Genomic DNA, 16497 nt, shown 5'->3' on the forward strand with positions numbered 1-16497 from the left:
GTTACGAGTTACCACTCACATGGCGCAGGCTCTACTCAACCACTCACATGGGCGAAGCCCTCTACTCCAACTCGGCGGCCAATTCCATCCAACGTTCCTCGGCGACGTCCTTGTCGGCGAGAACCTGCTTGAGTTCGGTGTCGAGGGCCACGAGCTTGTCCGGTGCAGTGGCAGCCTCGGCGAGTTCGGCGTGCAGTTCGGTCTCCCGCTTGGACAGGCGAATGACGAGCTTCTCGAGCTTGCTGAGTTCCTTACGGGCCGCACGCTCCGAAGCCGCATCACGGGTTGCCTTCCGCGGCACCCCACCGGTGGTCAACGAGTCCGGCGTCGCGTCGGCGGCGAGGACGGCCCGCCTGCGCAGGTAATCCTCGATGCCGCCGGGCAGGTTGGTGAGCTTGCCGTCACCGAACAGTGCCCACGTCGAGTCGCAGATGCGCTCGATGAGGTACCGGTCGTGACTGATGACGACGAGCGTGCCCGCCCAGCCGTCCAGGATGTCCTCGAGCTGCTGCAGGGTGTCGATGTCCAGATCGTTGGTCGGCTCGTCGAGCAACAGCACGTTCGGCTCGGCCATCAGGACTCGCGTCAACTGCAGGCGGCGTCGTTCGCCACCGGACAGGTCTCCGACGGGCGTGCGTTGGCGGGCGGGGGTGAAGCCCAGCCGCTCCGCGAGCTGCCCAGCAGAAATCTCTTTGTCGCCCAACGTGATCCGCTCGGCAACTTCCTTGACCGCGTCGAGGACACGCAGCTTCTTGGGTAGGTCGTCCAATTCCTGCTTCAGCCAACCGATCTTGACGGTCTGGCCCTGGATGCGCTTGCCCGCAGCGGGCTGCAGTTCACCGGCGAGCGTACGCAACATCGTCGTCTTACCCGAGCCGTTGACGCCGACGAGACCGACGCGCTCGCCGGGAGCCAGACGCCACGTGAAGTCCTTGACCCGCTCACGGCCGTCGGGAGTTTCCAGGCGGGCGTCCTCGAGTTCGATGACGACCTTGCCCAGACGGCGCTGCGCAAAGGAGGACAGCGCGACGGAGTCACGAGGCGGCGGTACGTCGGCGATCAATGCCTCGGCGGCCTCGATGCGGTATTTGGGCTTGGACGTTCGCGCGGGAGCACCGCGGCGCAGCCATGCGAGTTCCTTGCGAGCGAGGTTGCGACGCCGCTCCTCGGATGCGTCGGCCTGACGGGAGCGCTCTGCCCGCGCGAAGACCCAATCGTTGTAGCCACCCTCGTAGGTTTCGATACCACCCCCGACGACCTCCCACGTCTGATTGGCGACGGTGTCGAGGAACCACCGATCGTGCGTGACGACCAGTAGCGCGCTCCGACGGCTCACCAGGTGCGCGGCCAGCCACTGCACGCCCTCGACGTCGAGGTGGTTGGTGGGCTCGTCGAGCACCAACAGATCCAGATCTTGAACGAGGGCTGCTGCCAACGCGACTCGTCGACGCTCGCCACCGGAGAGGTTGTCGATCGGCGCGTCCAGTCCGGAGCTACCGGCCGGACCCAGATCGGCAATACCGATGCCGGTCAAGATGTTTCGTACCCGCGAATCGCCGGCCCACTCGTGCTCGGCCATCCCGAGCGGATCGAGTACCACCTGACCGACCGTCGACCCGGGCGGCAACACACCACGCTGAGTGACGACGGCCATCCGCAGTCCGTTCACTCGGCTGACGCGTCCCGAATCGGGGGGTTCGATGCCGGCGAGAACCTCGAGGGTGGTGGTCTTGCCACCGCCGTTGAGGCCGACCATGCCGATGCGTTCGCCCTCCTGCACACCGAGCGAGACGCCGTCGAGCAGAGGCTTGACGCCGAAGGACTTACTGACGTTTTCGAGATTGACGAGATTGACCATCAGGAAAAACCATTCGATTCACTAGTGACCACACGAGCACCGGGAACCGGTCCACTCGCAACACGGACGGTGCGGCACACGCCTGCACCGGACAATTCTGCGCTCACCGACACCGCCGCATCGGCGTCGGCGCACAGGAACGCACACGTGGGGCCCGAGCCGGACACGATGCCGGCCAACGCACCCGCAGTGACACCCGCTCTCAGTGTGCGACGCAACTGCGGCATCAGCGAGACCGCAGCGGCTTGCAGATCGTTGCCCAACAGCGGGGCGAGGGCCCGCGCATCACCCGACGCGAGGGCATGCATCAAATCCTCGGTGCCGCCGAGCCTGGGCGGATCGCCCTTGGCCCGTAACTGATCGAGCTCGCCGTACACGGCGGGGGTCTGCAGACCACCCTTCGCCAATGCCAGAACCCAATGAAAGTTGTTACGCGAGAGCACCGGAAGCAACTTCTCACCGCGGCCGGTACCGACGGCAGTCCCGCCGTGCAACGAGAACGGCACATCGCTACCGAGTTCGGCCGCCACCTCGTCGAGCTCGTCACGCGAGAGTTCGAGATGCCACATCGCGTTGAGCGCAACCAACGTCGCGGCAGCATCGGCACTACCGCCCGCCATGCCGCCGGCGACCGGAATGCCCTTGTCGATGGTGATCTCCACCGACGGCTCGCGCCCGACCCGACGGCCCAACAACTCGGCGGCCTTCCAGACCAGGTTCCGCGAATCCGTCGGAACGACCTTCGCGTCGTCGCCGCGCACCCGAACCGACAACGCCTTCGCCGGAACGACCGACAACTCGTCGGAGAGCGACAGCGCCTGGAACACCGTCGTCAACTCGTGAAAGCCGTCGGGACGCAGGTCACCGACCGAAAGATGCAGATTCACCTTCGACGGGGCCCGAACGACAACGGGCGTGGGAACGACAGACAGCACGTTTAACCACAGTAGTGGAGAAACAGGGGCCGGGTTCACCATCAGACGGCCCACCTGGGGGTACTCAATGTCACGTTCGGTGGACTTTTCGGGTGTCAATGTCACGTTGAGTGGACTTTTCGGGGGTCAATGTCACGTTGAGTGGACTTCGGTGGCGGGGTCGGGTCGGTAAAGAGGACCGAAGGTGTCCGCATTCGGTGGCATTGTGTGGATATGAAGGAAACCTCGGCCCGGCTGTTGCGGCTGTTGTCGCTTCTGCAGACCCGGCGCGATTGGGCGGGTGCAGAGCTGGCGGAACGGCTGGACGTGACGCCTCGCACGCTGCGGCGCGATGTCGACAAGTTGCGCGATATCGGTTATCCGGTCAATGCGACGCCGGGTGTCGGCGGCGGCTATCAGTTGGGGCCGGGTGCCGAGATGCCCCCGTTGTTGCTCGACGACGACGAGGCGTTGGCGGTGGCGTTCGGCCTGCAGTCGGCGGCCGGTGGGTCGGTCGCGGGGATCGGCGAGGCGTCGTTGCGTGCGTTGACGAAGCTCCGGCAGGTGATGCCGTCGCGCATCCGGCATCGGCTCGACGCCCTCCGGATCGACGTGGTGGAGCACACGCCGCGGTCTGCGGTGGATGCGGCGGTGTTGTCGACGGTGGCTGCGGTGTGCCACGGTCACGAGCGACTGAGATTCGACTACCGCAAGCACGACGGTTCGGAGTCTCGGCGCGAGGTGGAGCCCTACAGCTTGGTTCGGGCGGGAGCGCGGTGGTATCTGCTGGGTTGGGATGTGCTGCGCCAGGATTGGCGATCGTATCGGGTGGATCGGCTCACTCCGAAGATTCCCACCGGCCCACGGTTCACGCCGCGGGAGTTACCTGCGGGGGGCGCGGCGGCCTACGTCTCGCAGGGAATCGACCGCGCGTTCACCCAGGTTCAGGCGCGCATTCGCTTGCATGCGCCGATCGAGACGATCGCCCCGATGGTCGACGAGCACTGGGGCACACTCGAATCCATCGACGACACCTCGTGTGCGGTGGTGCTCTCGGGAGACTCACTGCCGTCGATCGCCCGCTGGCTGGCGGCGTTCGACACCGACTTCACCGTGCTCGACCCGCCGGAACTGAAAGAGGAATGCCGCGTGGTCGCCGCGCGTCATGCGGCCCTCGAACGGCGATACCTCGCCGCGGTTCACCCTCCGGTAACCGACGCGTGAGTCAATGGGTCCATGACGACCCCACTCGGTTTCGACCCGACCTTCCTGGCCGACATCGACGTTCCGCTGCCGGATCGAGCAGGCCTGGTGGTTCTTCCGTACACGCATTTCTCGGTGTCGATCGATCCCGTCCGACGCCTGGCGGCGGTCACCGGCGTGAACATCGACGGCGCGAGCCTCAAAGATGTCGAGCGAGGCGATGATTGGCGCCTGGACGAGCGACTTCCGGCGTCGCAGCAGGCGGGCAACGAGTTGTACTCGAACAACGACCTCGACCGTGGACATCTCGTTCGCCGACGAGATCCGGTGTGGGGCGAGCTGTCGGTCGCGACGCGTGCCAATGCGGATACCTTCCACTACACGGTGTGCGCTCCGCAGACGGCCACTCTGAACCAATCGAAAACTCTGTGGCTGGGGCTCGAGGATTACGTACTGGGCCATGCCGAGCAGTACGGGCAACGACTCTCGGTGTTCAGTGGCTGCATCTTCGCCGACGACGATCCGATCTACCGAGGCATTGCCATACCGCGTCGCTTCTTCAAGATTGCCGCATGGTCCCAGGATTCGGCACCGGCATGCACCGGATACGTGCTCGATCAGTCGCCGTCACTCGACCCGATTCTCGACAAACCGCTTCGGGTCGAGACCGATCCCCCACCGCTCGGCCCGTACCGCACGTATCAGGTTCCGGTAGCAGACATCGCGTCGGCGACCGGCTTGGAGCTGGGAAGTCTCACCGAGGCCGACCGGTACGCACCTGTCGCGGCGGCACGCGCCGAGGCGTCGAAGTGGACCGAACTGACCCGACTGTCGGACATTCACCTGTAAGGACGAGACGTCAGGCCTCGGTAGCCGCCAGGCGAACGAACGCTGCCGCGTCGATCGTTTCGCCGCGGGCCGTGGGATCGATTCCGGCCTCGCGGAGTCTGCGCTCGGCGGCGACGGGTGAACCTGCCCACCCTGCGAGGGCGGCTCGTAATGTCTTGCGGCGCTGGGCGAATGCGGCGTCGATGACGGCGAAGACCGACTTCCGGTGTGCAGTGTCGGTCGGCCACGGCGGCTCGGCGTATCGATCGATGCGCACCAGCCCCGATTCCACTTTGGGAACCGGCCAGAACACCGAACGGCCTACTGCCCCGGCCCGTTTGACGTCCCCGAAGAATCGGGCCTTGACGCTGGGAATGCCGTAGATCTTGCTTCCCGGTACTGCGGCGAGGCGATCGGCGACCTCGGCCTGGACCATCACCACGGCGACTCGAAGGCTGGGTAGCTCCGAGAACAGGTGGATCAGCACCGGCACCGCGACGTTGTACGGCAGGTTCGCCACCAATGCCGTCGGGTGTCCAGGAATGTACTCGGCCCGTACGCGCAACGCGTCGGCTTCGATGACCGTCAACCGTTCGGCAAGGGTGGGGGCGCGGTCGGCCACTGTGATGGGCAAGCGGGTCGCGAGCTTGGGGTCGATCTCGACCGCGACGACCCCGTCGGCCACATCGAGCAGAGCGAGAGTCAACGATCCGAGGCCGGGACCGACTTCGAGGACGGTGTCCTGAGGTCCGACACCGGCGGAGGCGACGATGCGTCGCACGGTGTTGGCGTCGTGCACGAAGTTCTGGCCGAGTTGTTTGGTGGGTCGCACGTCGAGCTCGGCAGCGAGAGAGCGGACTTCGGCAGGACCGAGCAGAGCCGCAGCTCCCCTCACATGTTCGGACACGGTGCGAACTCTACGGGCGGGCAGGTGATCAGCGGTAACCCAGACGCGAGGTGCATGCCGGCCATGCGCCCCAGCCCTGCGACTTCTGCGTCACCGATGCGATGGCGATCTGTTCTTCGCGGGTGGCGAGATCGGCGCGCGGTGCGTATTTGAGACCGCCCTGGCGTTCCCAGGTGTTCTGGTCGAACTGCACGCCGCCGTAGAAACCGTTGCCGGTGTTGATGGCCCAGTTGCCGGTTGCCTCACACTGAGCAAGCGCGTCCCAGATCGCACCGTTCTCCACGGGTGGGACCTCGGTGCCGGGCTTGGCTCCGACGCGAACGGTCTTGGGCTGCGCGGGCACCTTGATCAATTCGTCGACCTTCTCGCGTCCGGCCTCGACCCCGTTGACCATGTTGATCTTCCAGGTGATGTCGGAGATACCGGGAGCGCCGGGGTTCTCGACGACGGTCTTGCTCATGTTCATCGTCGGATCCTCGATGCGCTGTTCCGGGGCATCGGTGTCGGTGGTCTCGGTCTTGGTGACGGTTCGGTCGCGCGTGACGACGATCTCGGCACCGTCGGTGACGGCGGCATCCGGATCCGGCGACACGGTGTCGGCCTCTTCCAACGGCTTGCCCGCTGCTTCGAGGAATTCGCGCACGGTCGGAGCGGCGAGCGTCACCGGCGTTGCCGGACTGCCTCCGTCGACCAGCGAGACCTGCTTGGGCAGGGCCACGTCCAGTTCGGTGCCGTCGAGGGGCAACCGCTCGGAACGAGACGCCGACACGTGGACGTCCTCGGCGAGGCCCGTCTGCTGCAGAGCCTCCTCGACGGTCAACGCGGTGGTCCAGATCTCCTCCGGCTTGCCGTCAACGTTCAGGGTGATCTCGCGAGCGCGGCGCAGCACGACGGTGTCGCCGTCACTCAGCCCGGAGTCGGGCGCGGGAACGACCAGGTCCTTGTCCGACGGCGTGTAGCCGGCATCGACGAGAGCGCTGTTGACGTCGGTCTTCATCGTGCTCAGCGAAATCATGTCGCCGTCGACGTCGATGGTCACGGTTTTGTGACGGCTCACCGCCATCACGCCCCCGGCGACCAGCGTCATCAACAGGGCCGCGATGACCAGGTAGAGCGTGGTCGAACGAGCGGAGTTGAGGCGTCTGATAGTCGACAAGTTTCGTATTCCTGGCGGTTGCAAGCGTGACTTCGGGGTCGAAACGCCCGAGTTCGGTCACGGTACGGTAACGAATTAGTACCTCCGCCGCAACCCAAGGAGCTAGAGCCCGTACACCCGCTCGGCATTCGCCGTGGCATGCGCCGCCAGTTCGGCCGGGTCCTGGCCACGAACCTCGGCCAGCGCCCGGGCGGTGTACGGCAGGCAGTACGGCTCGTTGGGTGCACCGCGAAACGGATGCGGAGTGAGAAACGGAGCATCCGTTTCCACCAGCACCAGCTCGTCGGGCACCAGCACTGCGGCCTCACGCAGCGCATGCGCGTTCTTGAAACTGACCGTCCCCGAGAAGCTGAGAACGTAACCGGCGTCGACGCAGGCCTTGGCGGTCTCGGGACCGCCGGAGAAGCAGTGGAAGATCACCGTCTCCGGAGCGCCCTCGGCGACCAGGACCGCGAGCAGATCCTCGTCGGCCTCGCGGTTGTGAATCATCAGCGGCTTCCCGAGACGCTTGGCGAGATCGATGTGCCAGCGAAATCCCTCGTGCTGCTCCGGGACCGTCGCACAGTCGTCGAGCTTGCCGGGCCAGTAGTAGTCCAGACCCGTTTCGCCGATGGCGACGACGCGGGGATCGGCCGCGAGTCGTTCGATCTCGGCCTTCGCTGCGTCGTCGAGCACGTTCGCGCGGGTGGGATGGATCGCGACCGCCGCCCACACCCGTGGATCCCAGGATGCAGCGTCGACGGCGAAGCGCGCGGCGTCGAGGTCGTCGGCGATCGTGACAACCCGGGTGACCCCCACCGACTCGGCGCGATCGACGATCGCGGCCACGCTCGCGGCATCGGTCGCTCCGCAGGCATCGAGGTGGGTGTGTGCGTCGACGAGGGTGCCGACGGCATCGGGCAGCGGTGGCGCGGGACGTTCTCTACTCACGCTGGATAGAGTAGGCGCACCATGACTGCGCCAGCTGATGCCTCACGGCCACCCTTCTACGTCACCACGGCAATCGCGTACCCCAACGGAGCACCCCACATCGGGCACGCGTACGAATACATCGCCACCGACACGATCGCGCGCTTCAAGCGCCTCGATGGCTACGACGTGCGTTTTCTGACGGGAACCGACGAGCACGGCCTCAAGATGCAGCAGACCGCGCAGAACGAGGGCATCGACGTCCGCGAGCTCGCGGCGCGCAATTCCGACGCCTTCCAGGCGGCGCACGATCTGCTGCAGAGCTCCTACGGCCGCTTCATCCGCACCACCGATGCCGACCACCATGCCGCCAGCCAGGAACTGTGGCGACGGATGGAGGCGAACGGCGACATCTACCTCGACTCCTACTCCGGCTGGTACTCGGTCCGCGACGAGGCGTTCTACACCGAGGCCGAGACCACCCTGACCGAGGACGGGTCCCGCGTCGCGACCGAGTCGAACACACCCGTCGAGTGGACCGAGGAGTCGTCGTACTTCTTCCGGCTCTCGCAGTACCAGGACAAACTGCTCGAGATGTACGACGCGTCGCCCGATTTCATCGCGCCGAACACGCGCCGCAACGAGATCGTGAACTTCGTCAAGGGCGGTCTGCGCGACCTGTCGATCTCCCGGACCACATTCGACTGGGGTGTGCCGGTACCCGGCGATCCCGCGCACGTGATGTACGTGTGGGTCGACGCGTTGACCAACTACCTCACCGGTGCAGGTTTCCCCGAGACCGACTCGGAGGCGTATCGGAAGTTCTGGCCCGCCGATCTGCATGTCATCGGCAAGGACATCACGAGATTCCACACCGTCTACTGGCCGGCATTCCTGATGTCCGCAGGCATCGAGCTACCCAAGCGGGTCTTCGTGCACGGGTTCTTGAATGTCAAGGGCGAGAAGATGTCCAAGTCTCTGGGCAACGTGCTGACTCCCGACTCGTTGGTGGAGAACTACGGCCTCGATCCGGTGCGCTTCTTCTTCCTTCGCGAGGTCTCCTTCGGGCAGGACGGCAGCTACAGCCACGAGGCAATCGTCGCCCGCGTCAATGCCGACCTGTCCAACGAACTGGGCAACCTCGCGCAGCGTTCGCTGACGATGGTGGCGAAGAACCTCGAAGGACAGCTTCCGACACCGGGTGACTTCACCGCCGAGGACGAGGCGATGCTGGCCCGCGCGGACGCGCTGCTGGAGATCTGCCGCCGCGAATTCGACGTGCAGGCAATCCATTCCGCGCTCGAAGCGATCTGGTCGGTACTCGGCGAGACCAACCGCTACTTCTCGCTGCAGCAGCCATGGGTGCTGCGCAAGACCGACCCCGATCGCATGGCCACCGTGCTGTACGTGACGATCGAGGTGTTGCGCATCGTGAGCATCCTGGCCCAGCCCGTCATGCCCGATTCCGCGTCGCGCATTCTCGACCTACTCGGGGCGTCGAACCGCGAATTCGCCGACATTGCAACACGTTCGGTTCCCGGCACCGCTCTCCCGGCCCCGACGCCGGTGTTCCCGAAGTACGAAGAGAAGTAAAGCCCTCGTGAGTGGAACTTCGTAGCCCACTACGAGGTTCCACTCACATGGGGCTACGCCGCCTTTTCGAGTTCCTCCAGCGTGTTCTCCAGATGCGTGAGCATCCGCTGCAGGTGCGGCACACTGCGTCGGCACCCGATGAGCCCGAAGTTCAGCGAATCGCCGTTGCTGGCGACGGTGATGTTCAGCGCCTGTCCGTCGCACACGATGGACGCCGGGTAGATGCCATCGAGTTTCGCGCCGTTCCAGTAGAGGTCTTCTTTGGAACCCGGCACGTTGGAGATGATCACGTTGAACGGCGGTGGGGTGTAGTCGACGAATCCCGGCACCGGCCCGAACAACAACGGGGCCATGGTGATTGCACCGACGGCAAGCGCTTCGAGGGTGTTGAGCTCCCCCATCATCTGCTTACCCCGAACAGTGGACTCCTTGATGCGTTCGAGGCGAAGCAGCGGATCGGACTCTTCGGTCCCCAGGTTGCACAGAATGGTCGTCACGGAGTTACCGGCGTCCTTGCTGTCACCCTCCTTGCGCAGCGAGACCGGCACCATGGCGATCAGTGGCTCCTCGGGGAGCGCGTTCTGATCGATGAGGTAGGCACGCAACGCACCGGCGCACATCGCGAGCACCATGTCGTTCAGCGTTGCATCGAGGGCGGTACCGACCTTACGAATTCGCTCGATCGACCAGCTCTCCGCCGCGAAGCGTCGAGCGCCGCCGATGGGCACGTTGAACATCGTCCGCGGTGCCCGCAGCGGTAGCTGTGCGCCTTCTTTCTTCAACGCGCGCAACCCTATTCGCGCGGAGGCAGGGGCGAAGTCCACCAGGTCGCCGGCAATCTTGCGTCCCATGGACAGGCCGCTGCCCAGTTGCGCCAGCCGCCCGGGCTCGGCCTTGTCGACCTTCTTTCTGCCGCGACCGAACAACGACGGGTCCCAGGTCGCCACTCCGCTGCGATCCTCGGGGTCCGTCGAGAGTGTGCGCTGCATGAGCTTCAGCGCGCTGACGCCGTCGACCAGCGAGTGATGCACCTTGGTGTACAACGCAACTCGGCCGTCGGCCAGACCCTCGATGATGTGCAGTTCCCACATCGGCCGGTAGCGATCGAGCGGGGCACTGTGATTGAGCGAGAGAAACTGGAACAGCTCGCGGATGCGTCCCGGCGAGGGCAAGACAGCGCGCCTGACGTGGTACTCGAAGTCGACGTCCTGATCGAAAGCCCACGCGAGAGTTCCCATGATCTGCACCGGGCGGGCCGGCCGCTTGCGGAACAGCTCGTGCACTTCACCAGTGGTGAACTTGCGATGCACTTCCTGTGCGAACTCGTGCGGATCGCCGGGCGGTACGAACAACTCCAGTCCGCCCACGTGCATCGGGTGCTCCCGCGATTCGGCGATCAGAAACATCGATTCGGTGATGGGCATGAGTGCCATGAGCTGTCCTTTTTCCATTTGTTTTATGTCACGGTACGGCACCGAATGTGACTCAGAACACGACCTTACGTGCGCTCACGAAATCCCACCCGCTATTGTCCGTTACCAGGGGTTCCAAACAGAACGGGGATCCGACGCACGGCGCACACGCGCCCTGCAACAGCCAACGGGGATGGAGGCGACGGCTATGAATCCGGCGCTCACCGTAGTGAAAACGTCCGACGCGGCAGCCACTGCGCGCCGCCGCGATATCCGCGGAGCAAGCCTGCAGTCGCAGATCCTGTCCAAATACCTGCAGTTCACCGTGCGCCCGTTCCTGACGGTGTGGGCGCAGGCACCGTCACTGCCGTGGCCGATGGGTTTGGTCGATTACGCGGGTCTGCTCGTCCCCCAGATCAGCGGCACCACCCGCAGTCGCGTCATGCTCTCCGAATGCGAGGCCGAATGGATTCGGGCCGAAGGCAGTGGAAACGACCGTGTCGTCCTGTACATGCACGGCGGCGCGTTCGTGTGCTGCGGACTGAGAACGCACCGGCGGATGACCTCGCGGGTCTCCAAGAGCGTCGACGGCCCGGTGCTGTCGGTGAACTACCGCATGATGCCGCGCAACCCGATCGCACACGCCGTCGAGGACGGGGTCGACGCCTACCGCTTCCTCCTCGATTCCGGCTATCGCCCGGACCAGATCATCATGGGCGGGGATTCGGCGGGCGGATATCTCGCTTTCATGGTCACCTTGGCTCTGCGTACCGTCGGCCTTCAGGCACCTGCCGGCATCTTCACGATGTCGCCGCTGACCGACATGGATCCCACCGGCAAGCTGACTCACGAGAACGCCAAGAAGTGTTCGGTGTTTCCGTCCAACGCCGTTCCCGCACTGACCGCCCTCGCCGATCGGGTCGACGCACGGATCGTCATCGAAGGTGAACGCGGCCCTCGGGTCTCACCGGTCGACGGTGATCTCGCCGGCCTGCCGCCGGTGCTGATCCAGGTCGGATCGACCGAAATGGTCTATGCCGACGCCGAACTCATGGCGGAGCGCCTCGCCGTCGCCGGCGTCGACTGCGAACTACAGGTCTTCGAGGATCAGGTGCACGTGTTCCAGGCCGCCGATTTCGTTCCCGAAGCGCGTCGCGCACTACGCGCCATCGGCGAGTTCGCCCGTAACGTCAGCCCCCGTACAGAAAGCTGAGATACCTTCTCCCCATGGCAGTCACAGTGAACAAGTCCGTCGACATCGAGGCGGACGCAGCGACAATTCTCGACGTCCTCGCCGATGTCGAAGGCATCCCCTCGTGGTCTCCCGTGCACAAGAAGTGCGAGGTGGTCGACCGCTTCGACGACGGTCGGCCGAACCACGTCAAGATGAAGGTCTCGATCATCGGTATCAACGACGAGCAATTGGTCCAGTACACCTGGAGCGAGAACGAGGTGTCGTGGAGCTTGGTGGAGAGCACCCAGCAGAAGGCCCAGGAAGGCCGATACACGTTGACGCCCAAGGGTAACGGGACGCACGTCGAATTCGAGCTGACCGTCGACCCGAAGGCTCCCCTGCCTGGCTTCCTTGTCAAGAAGGGCACCAAGACCATCCTCGAAGCAGCGACCGAAGGGCTACGCCAGCACGTGGTGGGCTGAGCGTCACTGATCCTTGCGGGCGGCGAGAACGGCCTCGTACACCTCGCGCTTGGACACGCCTGCGACGGCCACCTGAGCGCAGGCGTCCTTCAATCGCATGCCCGACGCCACGAGCGATTCCACCTCGGCCACGAGATCCTCGGGCTCCTCGGCGACGGCGACCGCTCCTTCGAGTACGACGGTGATCTCACCGCGGACTCCGTCACGTGCCCAGTCGAGCAGCTCCCCCAGTCCGCCACGGCGGACCTCCTCGTAGGTCTTGGTGAGCTCTCGGCACACCGCAGCGCGGCGGTCTGGGCCGAGAACGTGCACCGCGTCCTCGAGACATGCGACGAGCCGATGCGGGGCCTCGAAGAAGACGATGGCACGCGGTTCGGCGAGCACCGACTGGAAATACGTGCGCCGCTGTCCCTGCTTGCGCGGGGCGAATCCGTCGAAGCAGAAGCGCTCCACCGGCAGCCCCGACAGTGCGAGGGCGGTCGTGACGGCCGACGGTCCGGGCAGGCAGGTCACCGGTAGGTCGGCGTCGACGCAGGCCGCGACCAACCGGTAGCCCGGATCGCTCACCGACGGCATGCCCGCGTCGGTCACCAGCAGTACGGTCTTTCCCTCGGCGACGGCCTCGACCAGTGCGGGTAGCCGCGCCGTTTCGACCTGGTCGTAGAAACTGACGACCCTGCCCCCGATCGTCACGCCGAGGGAGGACGCCAGTTGTTTGGTGCGTCGGGTGTCTTCGGCGGCCACGACATCGGCACTACCGAGGGCATCACGCAGGCGCTGCGAGGCATCTCCGACGTCGCCCATCGGGGTGGCAGCAAGAATGAGCATGTCTCCAGTGTCTCCCATGCGGTGCAGCGGCCTGCCGCCCACTCCGGAACACCGCCTACGATCGGTACGTGACCTTGCTGACCTCTGAGCGCTCCGGCGACCGGTCGATGGTCAGTCCCGGGCCCACTGTTGCCGCGCGCGACTGGTTCCACGACACCGATGTACGACGCGGCTGGATCGTCACCCTCGTCGTCACCGCCATCTGTGCGATCACCCGCTTCACGATGTTGCGGTACCCCACCGACGCCGGAACGCCGGTGTTCGACGAGAAGCACTACGCACCGCAGGGTTATCAGGTGCTCACCGGCGGCGGGCTCGAGGACAATCCGGCCTACGGACTGGTGGTGCACCCGCCTGTCGGCAAGCAGCTGATCGCCGTCGGCGAGGCGTTGTTCGGCTACAACGGTTGGGGATGGCGTTTTTCGTCCGCAGTCGCCGGAACGCTGTTGGTACTGCTGGTGATTCGCATCGTCCGACGCCTCACCCACTCGACGCTCATCGGTGCGATCGCAGGCATTCTGCTCATCGTCGACGGCGTCACGTTCGTCAGCAGCCGCATCGGCATGCTGGACATCTTTCTGGCCCTGTTCGTCACCGCTGCTCTGGGTTGCCTGGTCGTCGACCGCGACGACGTGCGAAAGCGACTGTGGACGGTCCGAGCCGAGGGCCGCATGGACGTCAGCGATCTCGGCCCTCGAATGGGTGTGCGGTGGTGGCGTTTCGGGGCCGGCATCATGCTGGGTCTCGCATGTGGCACCAAGTGGTCGGGTCTGTATTTCATCGCGTTCTTCGGCTTGCTGAGCGTGGCGTTCGACCTGGCTGCTCGTCGCTCGTACGGGGTTCGCCGACCGTGGCGCGGAACTGCGGTGCGCGACATCGGACCCGCGCTGTACGCGCTGGTGATCGTTCCGATCGCCGTGTACCTGATGACGTACTGGGCGTGGTTCACCTCCGAGACCGGTGTCGACCGGCACGAGGTGGGCAACGGAATCGGATTCGGCGGGCCGTTCTCCTTCGTTCCCGGTGCCCTGCGGTCGCTCTGGTACTACAGCGGCAGTGTGCTCGATTTCCATGAGGGACTGACCAATTCGGCAGGTAATCGGCACCCGTGGGAATCCAAGCCGTGGACGTGGCCGATGGGCCTACGCCCCATGCTGTACTACTTCGCCGACGGCGAGAGCGTGTCGGGTTGTTCGGCGTCGTCGTGCGTGAAGGCGATCATGCTGATCGGTACGCCCGCGATGTGGTGGTTGGCCTTGCCTATGCTCGCCTGGACGCTGTGGTCCGTTCTCGTACGACGAGATTGGCGTTACGCCACTGTTCTCGTCGGTTACGGTGCCGCACTGTTGCCCTGGTTCGCGACCCTCGACCGGCAGATGTACTACTTCTATGCGGTGGCGCTCGCGCCGTTCATGGTGATGGGCTTCGCGCTGGTACTGGGCGACATCATCGGAAAAGCGAGCGCCTCGGCCGAGAGACGCGGCACCGGACTGCTTCTGGTGTGCCTGTACATCGCGGTGGTGATCGCCAACTTCGTGTGGCTGTGGCCGATCCTCACCGCGATGCCGATCACCCCGCAGATGTGGCAGGAACAATTGTGGTTACCGAGTTGGCGCTGAGCGCCCCACTCGGCTCGCTACCGACTACTGCAGAATTGCGGTCTTGCCCTTGGTGATTCCGTCGATGCTGATGCGACCGGCACCGAACGCCGCGAGCATCAGTGCGCCGACGCCGAGGGCGACGACGAGCTCGTAGCCGTTTTCGGTGGCGAACACCCCGTTCTCGAAGTGGACGAGGAATGCAGCTCCCAACATGTCGGCGAACAGCAGCAGACCGGCGATCGGGGTGAAGATGCCGAGAACCAATGCGCCGCCGCCGATGAGCTCGACGAACGTTGCGAAGTAGGCAGACGCCGTGGGTACCGGAATGTTCATCGCCTCGAAGCTGGCAGCAGTGCCGTCGAGGCCGAAGGTGTTGAGCTTCTGCCACCCGTGGGCGATGAAGACGACTCCCAGGCCGATACGGGCTACGAGGGCGACGGCGTCACGGACGAGTGTGGAGTTCATTGATAGGCATCCTTCTGGCGCGGCTGAATGGGCAGCACCACCCTGACAGAAGGAGGTTGAAGCGTCAACTTACCGGCCGCCTGCCCCTTTCAGAGCAGCTTCGAGAAACGTTCGCGCCTGGTCGTCGTCGAGACCGATAGATCTGACGGCCCGGACGAATTCCGTTGCGGCCCTGGCTGCGATGTCCCGTGACGGATCACCGCCGGACGCCACGAACGATCCGGACCTACCCCGCGTCTCGATGATTCCCTGCTGTTCGAGCTCCCGGTAGGTCTTCGCCACCGTGTTCGGCGCGATCTTCAGCTCTTCGGCAAGCCCACGTACCGTGGGGATCTTTGTGCCAGCGATGAGATCCCCGGACCGCACCAATCCCAGAATCTGCATCCGCAATTGCTCGAACACCGGGGTCGTGTTCGACGGATCGATGCTTACGCGCACGATCGCCTCATCGAACCGCGTCGACAGCGTCAGCGATGGACGTCGATCCAGATGTGAGCATCAGCGTTTTGCCGATGGCACTGCCGGTGTCGATCAGACGGGCGACGACCGCTGCCACGTCGGCACGGGTCACCTCGCCGGGGTCGAGTGGAGGCTCGGTGAGCGAAACCGAGTCCGTCGCATCCTCGTCGGTCAGCTTGCCGGGACGGAGAACGGTCCAGTCCAAGCCCGTGCGGGACGAAACATCTTCTTCCGCAGCAGTTTTGGCCCGGATGTATGCTTTCCATCCCTCGTCGAGGTCGTCCGCGACCGGCTCACCGGCCCCGAAGGAACTGATCAGCACGTAGCGGCGAACGCCGGCCTTCTCAGCGGCATCGGCCAACAACACCGCACCGGCCCGGTCGACGGTGTCCTTGCGCTCGGGACCGCTGTTGGGACCTGCACCGGCCGCGAACACCACTGCGTCGGCACCGGAGAGAACGTCGGCCAACTCGTCGACGGACGCAGACTCCAGATCGATGACCTGAGGCAGCGCACCGAGGGCCGTGACGGCATCGACGTGATCGCTGTTGCGGATGAGCGACACAGCGCGGTCACCGTGCGCCGTGAGAACCTGCGTGAGATGTTGGGCGATCTGGCCGTGCCCACCTGCAATGACAATGCGCTTGTCGGTCATGCGACTACTCCCGTTCCTGGCGTGATCTGTCGCGTTGGCTACCCGCGTGACAG

16 protein-coding genes are annotated in these 16497 nt (G+C 64.9%); 6 read left to right on the top strand and 10 right to left on the bottom strand.

Annotation, left to right across the window (positions count from 1 at the left end):
• Positions 1-61: 61 nt before the first annotated feature.
• Both AB0O58_RS09500 and AB0O58_RS09505 read right to left on the bottom strand, forming a co-directional pair.
• Complete coding sequence (locus AB0O58_RS09500) at positions 62-1858, bottom strand: ABC-F family ATP-binding cassette domain-containing protein (RefSeq protein ID WP_366238142.1); 1797 nt, start codon at positions 1856-1858, stop codon at positions 62-64.
• Positions 1858-2793 carry a 4-(cytidine 5'-diphospho)-2-C-methyl-D-erythritol kinase gene (locus AB0O58_RS09505; protein ID WP_032371216.1) on the bottom strand — a complete coding sequence of 312 codons (936 nt, stop codon included), beginning with the start codon at positions 2791-2793 and terminating at the stop codon, positions 1858-1860. Before AB0O58_RS09505 ends, AB0O58_RS09500 begins: the two co-directional genes overlap by 1 nt.
• Positions 2794-3006: 213 nt before the next feature.
• Here AB0O58_RS09505 and AB0O58_RS09510 point away from each other — a divergent pair, with 213 nt between their 5' ends.
• On the top strand, positions 3007-3996 hold the full coding sequence (locus tag AB0O58_RS09510; protein ID WP_094650497.1) for a YafY family protein: 990 nt from the start codon (positions 3007-3009) through the stop codon (positions 3994-3996).
• A 12-nt stretch (positions 3997-4008) separates the two neighbouring features.
• Positions 4009-4824, top strand: coding sequence for a DNA/RNA non-specific endonuclease (locus tag AB0O58_RS09515; protein ID WP_283542394.1), 816 nt, complete (start codon positions 4009-4011; stop codon positions 4822-4824).
• A 10-nt stretch (positions 4825-4834) separates the two neighbouring features.
• On the opposite strand, the gene rsmA is transcribed toward AB0O58_RS09515, so the two are convergent.
• The 3 genes from rsmA to AB0O58_RS09530 form a co-directional block, all read right to left on the bottom strand.
• A complete protein-coding gene (gene rsmA, locus AB0O58_RS09520) occupies positions 4835-5710 on the bottom strand; it encodes a 16S rRNA (adenine(1518)-N(6)/adenine(1519)-N(6))-dimethyltransferase RsmA (RefSeq protein ID WP_283348318.1) in 876 nt (291 codons plus the stop codon).
• A gap of 28 nt (positions 5711-5738) precedes the next feature.
• On the bottom strand, positions 5739-6866 hold the full coding sequence (locus AB0O58_RS09525) for a resuscitation-promoting factor (RefSeq protein ID WP_283348317.1): 1128 nt from the start codon (positions 6864-6866) through the stop codon (positions 5739-5741).
• Between the two features lie 102 nt (positions 6867-6968).
• Complete coding sequence (locus tag AB0O58_RS09530) at positions 6969-7796, bottom strand: TatD family hydrolase (protein ID WP_032373031.1); 828 nt, start codon at positions 7794-7796, stop codon at positions 6969-6971.
• A 21-nt stretch (positions 7797-7817) separates the two neighbouring features.
• Here AB0O58_RS09530 and metG point away from each other — a divergent pair, with 21 nt between their 5' ends.
• A complete protein-coding gene (metG, locus tag AB0O58_RS09535) occupies positions 7818-9368 on the top strand; it encodes a methionine--tRNA ligase (RefSeq protein WP_222096090.1) in 1551 nt (516 codons plus the stop codon).
• A 53-nt stretch (positions 9369-9421) separates the two neighbouring features.
• On the opposite strand, the gene AB0O58_RS09540 is transcribed toward metG, so the two are convergent.
• Complete coding sequence (locus AB0O58_RS09540; protein ID WP_283550453.1) at positions 9422-10801, bottom strand: wax ester/triacylglycerol synthase family O-acyltransferase; 1380 nt, start codon at positions 10799-10801, stop codon at positions 9422-9424.
• A gap of 187 nt (positions 10802-10988) precedes the next feature.
• Between AB0O58_RS09540 and AB0O58_RS09545 the strand changes: the two genes are divergently transcribed.
• The gene (locus AB0O58_RS09545; RefSeq protein WP_206498316.1) at positions 10989-11993 is read left to right on the top strand and encodes an alpha/beta hydrolase; all 1005 of its coding nucleotides are present in this window, start codon (positions 10989-10991) and stop codon (positions 11991-11993) included.
• A 14-nt stretch (positions 11994-12007) separates the two neighbouring features.
• The gene (locus tag AB0O58_RS09550) at positions 12008-12436 is read left to right on the top strand and encodes an SRPBCC family protein (protein ID WP_027496068.1); all 429 of its coding nucleotides are present in this window, start codon (positions 12008-12010) and stop codon (positions 12434-12436) included.
• A 3-nt stretch (positions 12437-12439) separates the two neighbouring features.
• On the opposite strand, the gene rsmI is transcribed toward AB0O58_RS09550, so the two are convergent.
• On the bottom strand, positions 12440-13264 hold the full coding sequence (rsmI, locus tag AB0O58_RS09555; RefSeq protein WP_027496067.1) for a 16S rRNA (cytidine(1402)-2'-O)-methyltransferase: 825 nt from the start codon (positions 13262-13264) through the stop codon (positions 12440-12442).
• Between the two features lie 107 nt (positions 13265-13371).
• On the opposite strand from rsmI, the gene AB0O58_RS09560 reads away from it, so the two are divergent.
• Positions 13372-14883 (top strand): phospholipid carrier-dependent glycosyltransferase, encoded by a 1512-nt coding sequence (locus tag AB0O58_RS09560; RefSeq protein WP_027496066.1) that lies wholly within the window; start codon positions 13372-13374, stop codon positions 14881-14883.
• Positions 14884-14907: 24 nt separating this feature from the next.
• Here the strand turns inward: AB0O58_RS09560 and AB0O58_RS09565 are convergent, their stop codons facing one another.
• From AB0O58_RS09565 to AB0O58_RS09575, 3 genes are all read right to left on the bottom strand, one after another.
• Positions 14908-15330, bottom strand: coding sequence for a DoxX family protein (locus AB0O58_RS09565; protein WP_027496065.1), 423 nt, complete (start codon positions 15328-15330; stop codon positions 14908-14910).
• A 69-nt stretch (positions 15331-15399) separates the two neighbouring features.
• Positions 15400-15768 carry a GntR family transcriptional regulator gene (locus tag AB0O58_RS09570; protein ID WP_027496064.1) on the bottom strand — a complete coding sequence of 123 codons (369 nt, stop codon included), beginning with the start codon at positions 15766-15768 and terminating at the stop codon, positions 15400-15402.
• A gap of 7 nt (positions 15769-15775) precedes the next feature.
• The gene (locus AB0O58_RS09575; RefSeq protein ID WP_032385673.1) at positions 15776-16444 is read right to left on the bottom strand and encodes an SDR family oxidoreductase; all 669 of its coding nucleotides are present in this window, start codon (positions 16442-16444) and stop codon (positions 15776-15778) included.
• Positions 16445-16497 lie beyond the last annotated feature (53 nt).

The sequence above is a fragment of the Rhodococcus sp. NPDC080181 genome, from assembly GCF_040702225.1.
Taxonomy (GTDB): Bacteria; Actinomycetota; Actinomycetes; order Mycobacteriales; family Mycobacteriaceae; genus Rhodococcoides; species Rhodococcoides fascians.

Coding starts and splice junctions, on each gene's coding strand:
- AB0O58_RS09545 (WP_206498316.1), top strand. CDS start 10,989: ATGAATCCGGCGCTCACCGTAGTGAAAACGTCCGACGCGGCAGCCACT.
- AB0O58_RS09515 (WP_283542394.1), top strand. CDS start 4,009: ATGACGACCCCACTCGGTTTCGACCCGACCTTCCTGGCCGACATCGAC.
- AB0O58_RS09500 (WP_366238142.1), bottom strand. CDS start 1,858: ATGGTCAATCTCGTCAATCTCGAAAACGTCAGTAAGTCCTTCGGCGTC.
- rsmI (WP_027496067.1), bottom strand. CDS start 13,264: ATGCTCATTCTTGCTGCCACCCCGATGGGCGACGTCGGAGATGCCTCG.
- AB0O58_RS09540 (WP_283550453.1), bottom strand. CDS start 10,801: ATGGCACTCATGCCCATCACCGAATCGATGTTTCTGATCGCCGAATCG.
- AB0O58_RS09510 (WP_094650497.1), top strand. CDS start 3,007: ATGAAGGAAACCTCGGCCCGGCTGTTGCGGCTGTTGTCGCTTCTGCAG.
- AB0O58_RS09550 (WP_027496068.1), top strand. CDS start 12,008: ATGGCAGTCACAGTGAACAAGTCCGTCGACATCGAGGCGGACGCAGCG.
- AB0O58_RS09560 (WP_027496066.1), top strand. CDS start 13,372: ATGGTCAGTCCCGGGCCCACTGTTGCCGCGCGCGACTGGTTCCACGAC.
- AB0O58_RS09575 (WP_032385673.1), bottom strand. CDS start 16,444: ATGACCGACAAGCGCATTGTCATTGCAGGTGGGCACGGCCAGATCGCC.
- metG (WP_222096090.1), top strand. CDS start 7,818: ATGACTGCGCCAGCTGATGCCTCACGGCCACCCTTCTACGTCACCACG.
- AB0O58_RS09565 (WP_027496065.1), bottom strand. CDS start 15,330: ATGAACTCCACACTCGTCCGTGACGCCGTCGCCCTCGTAGCCCGTATC.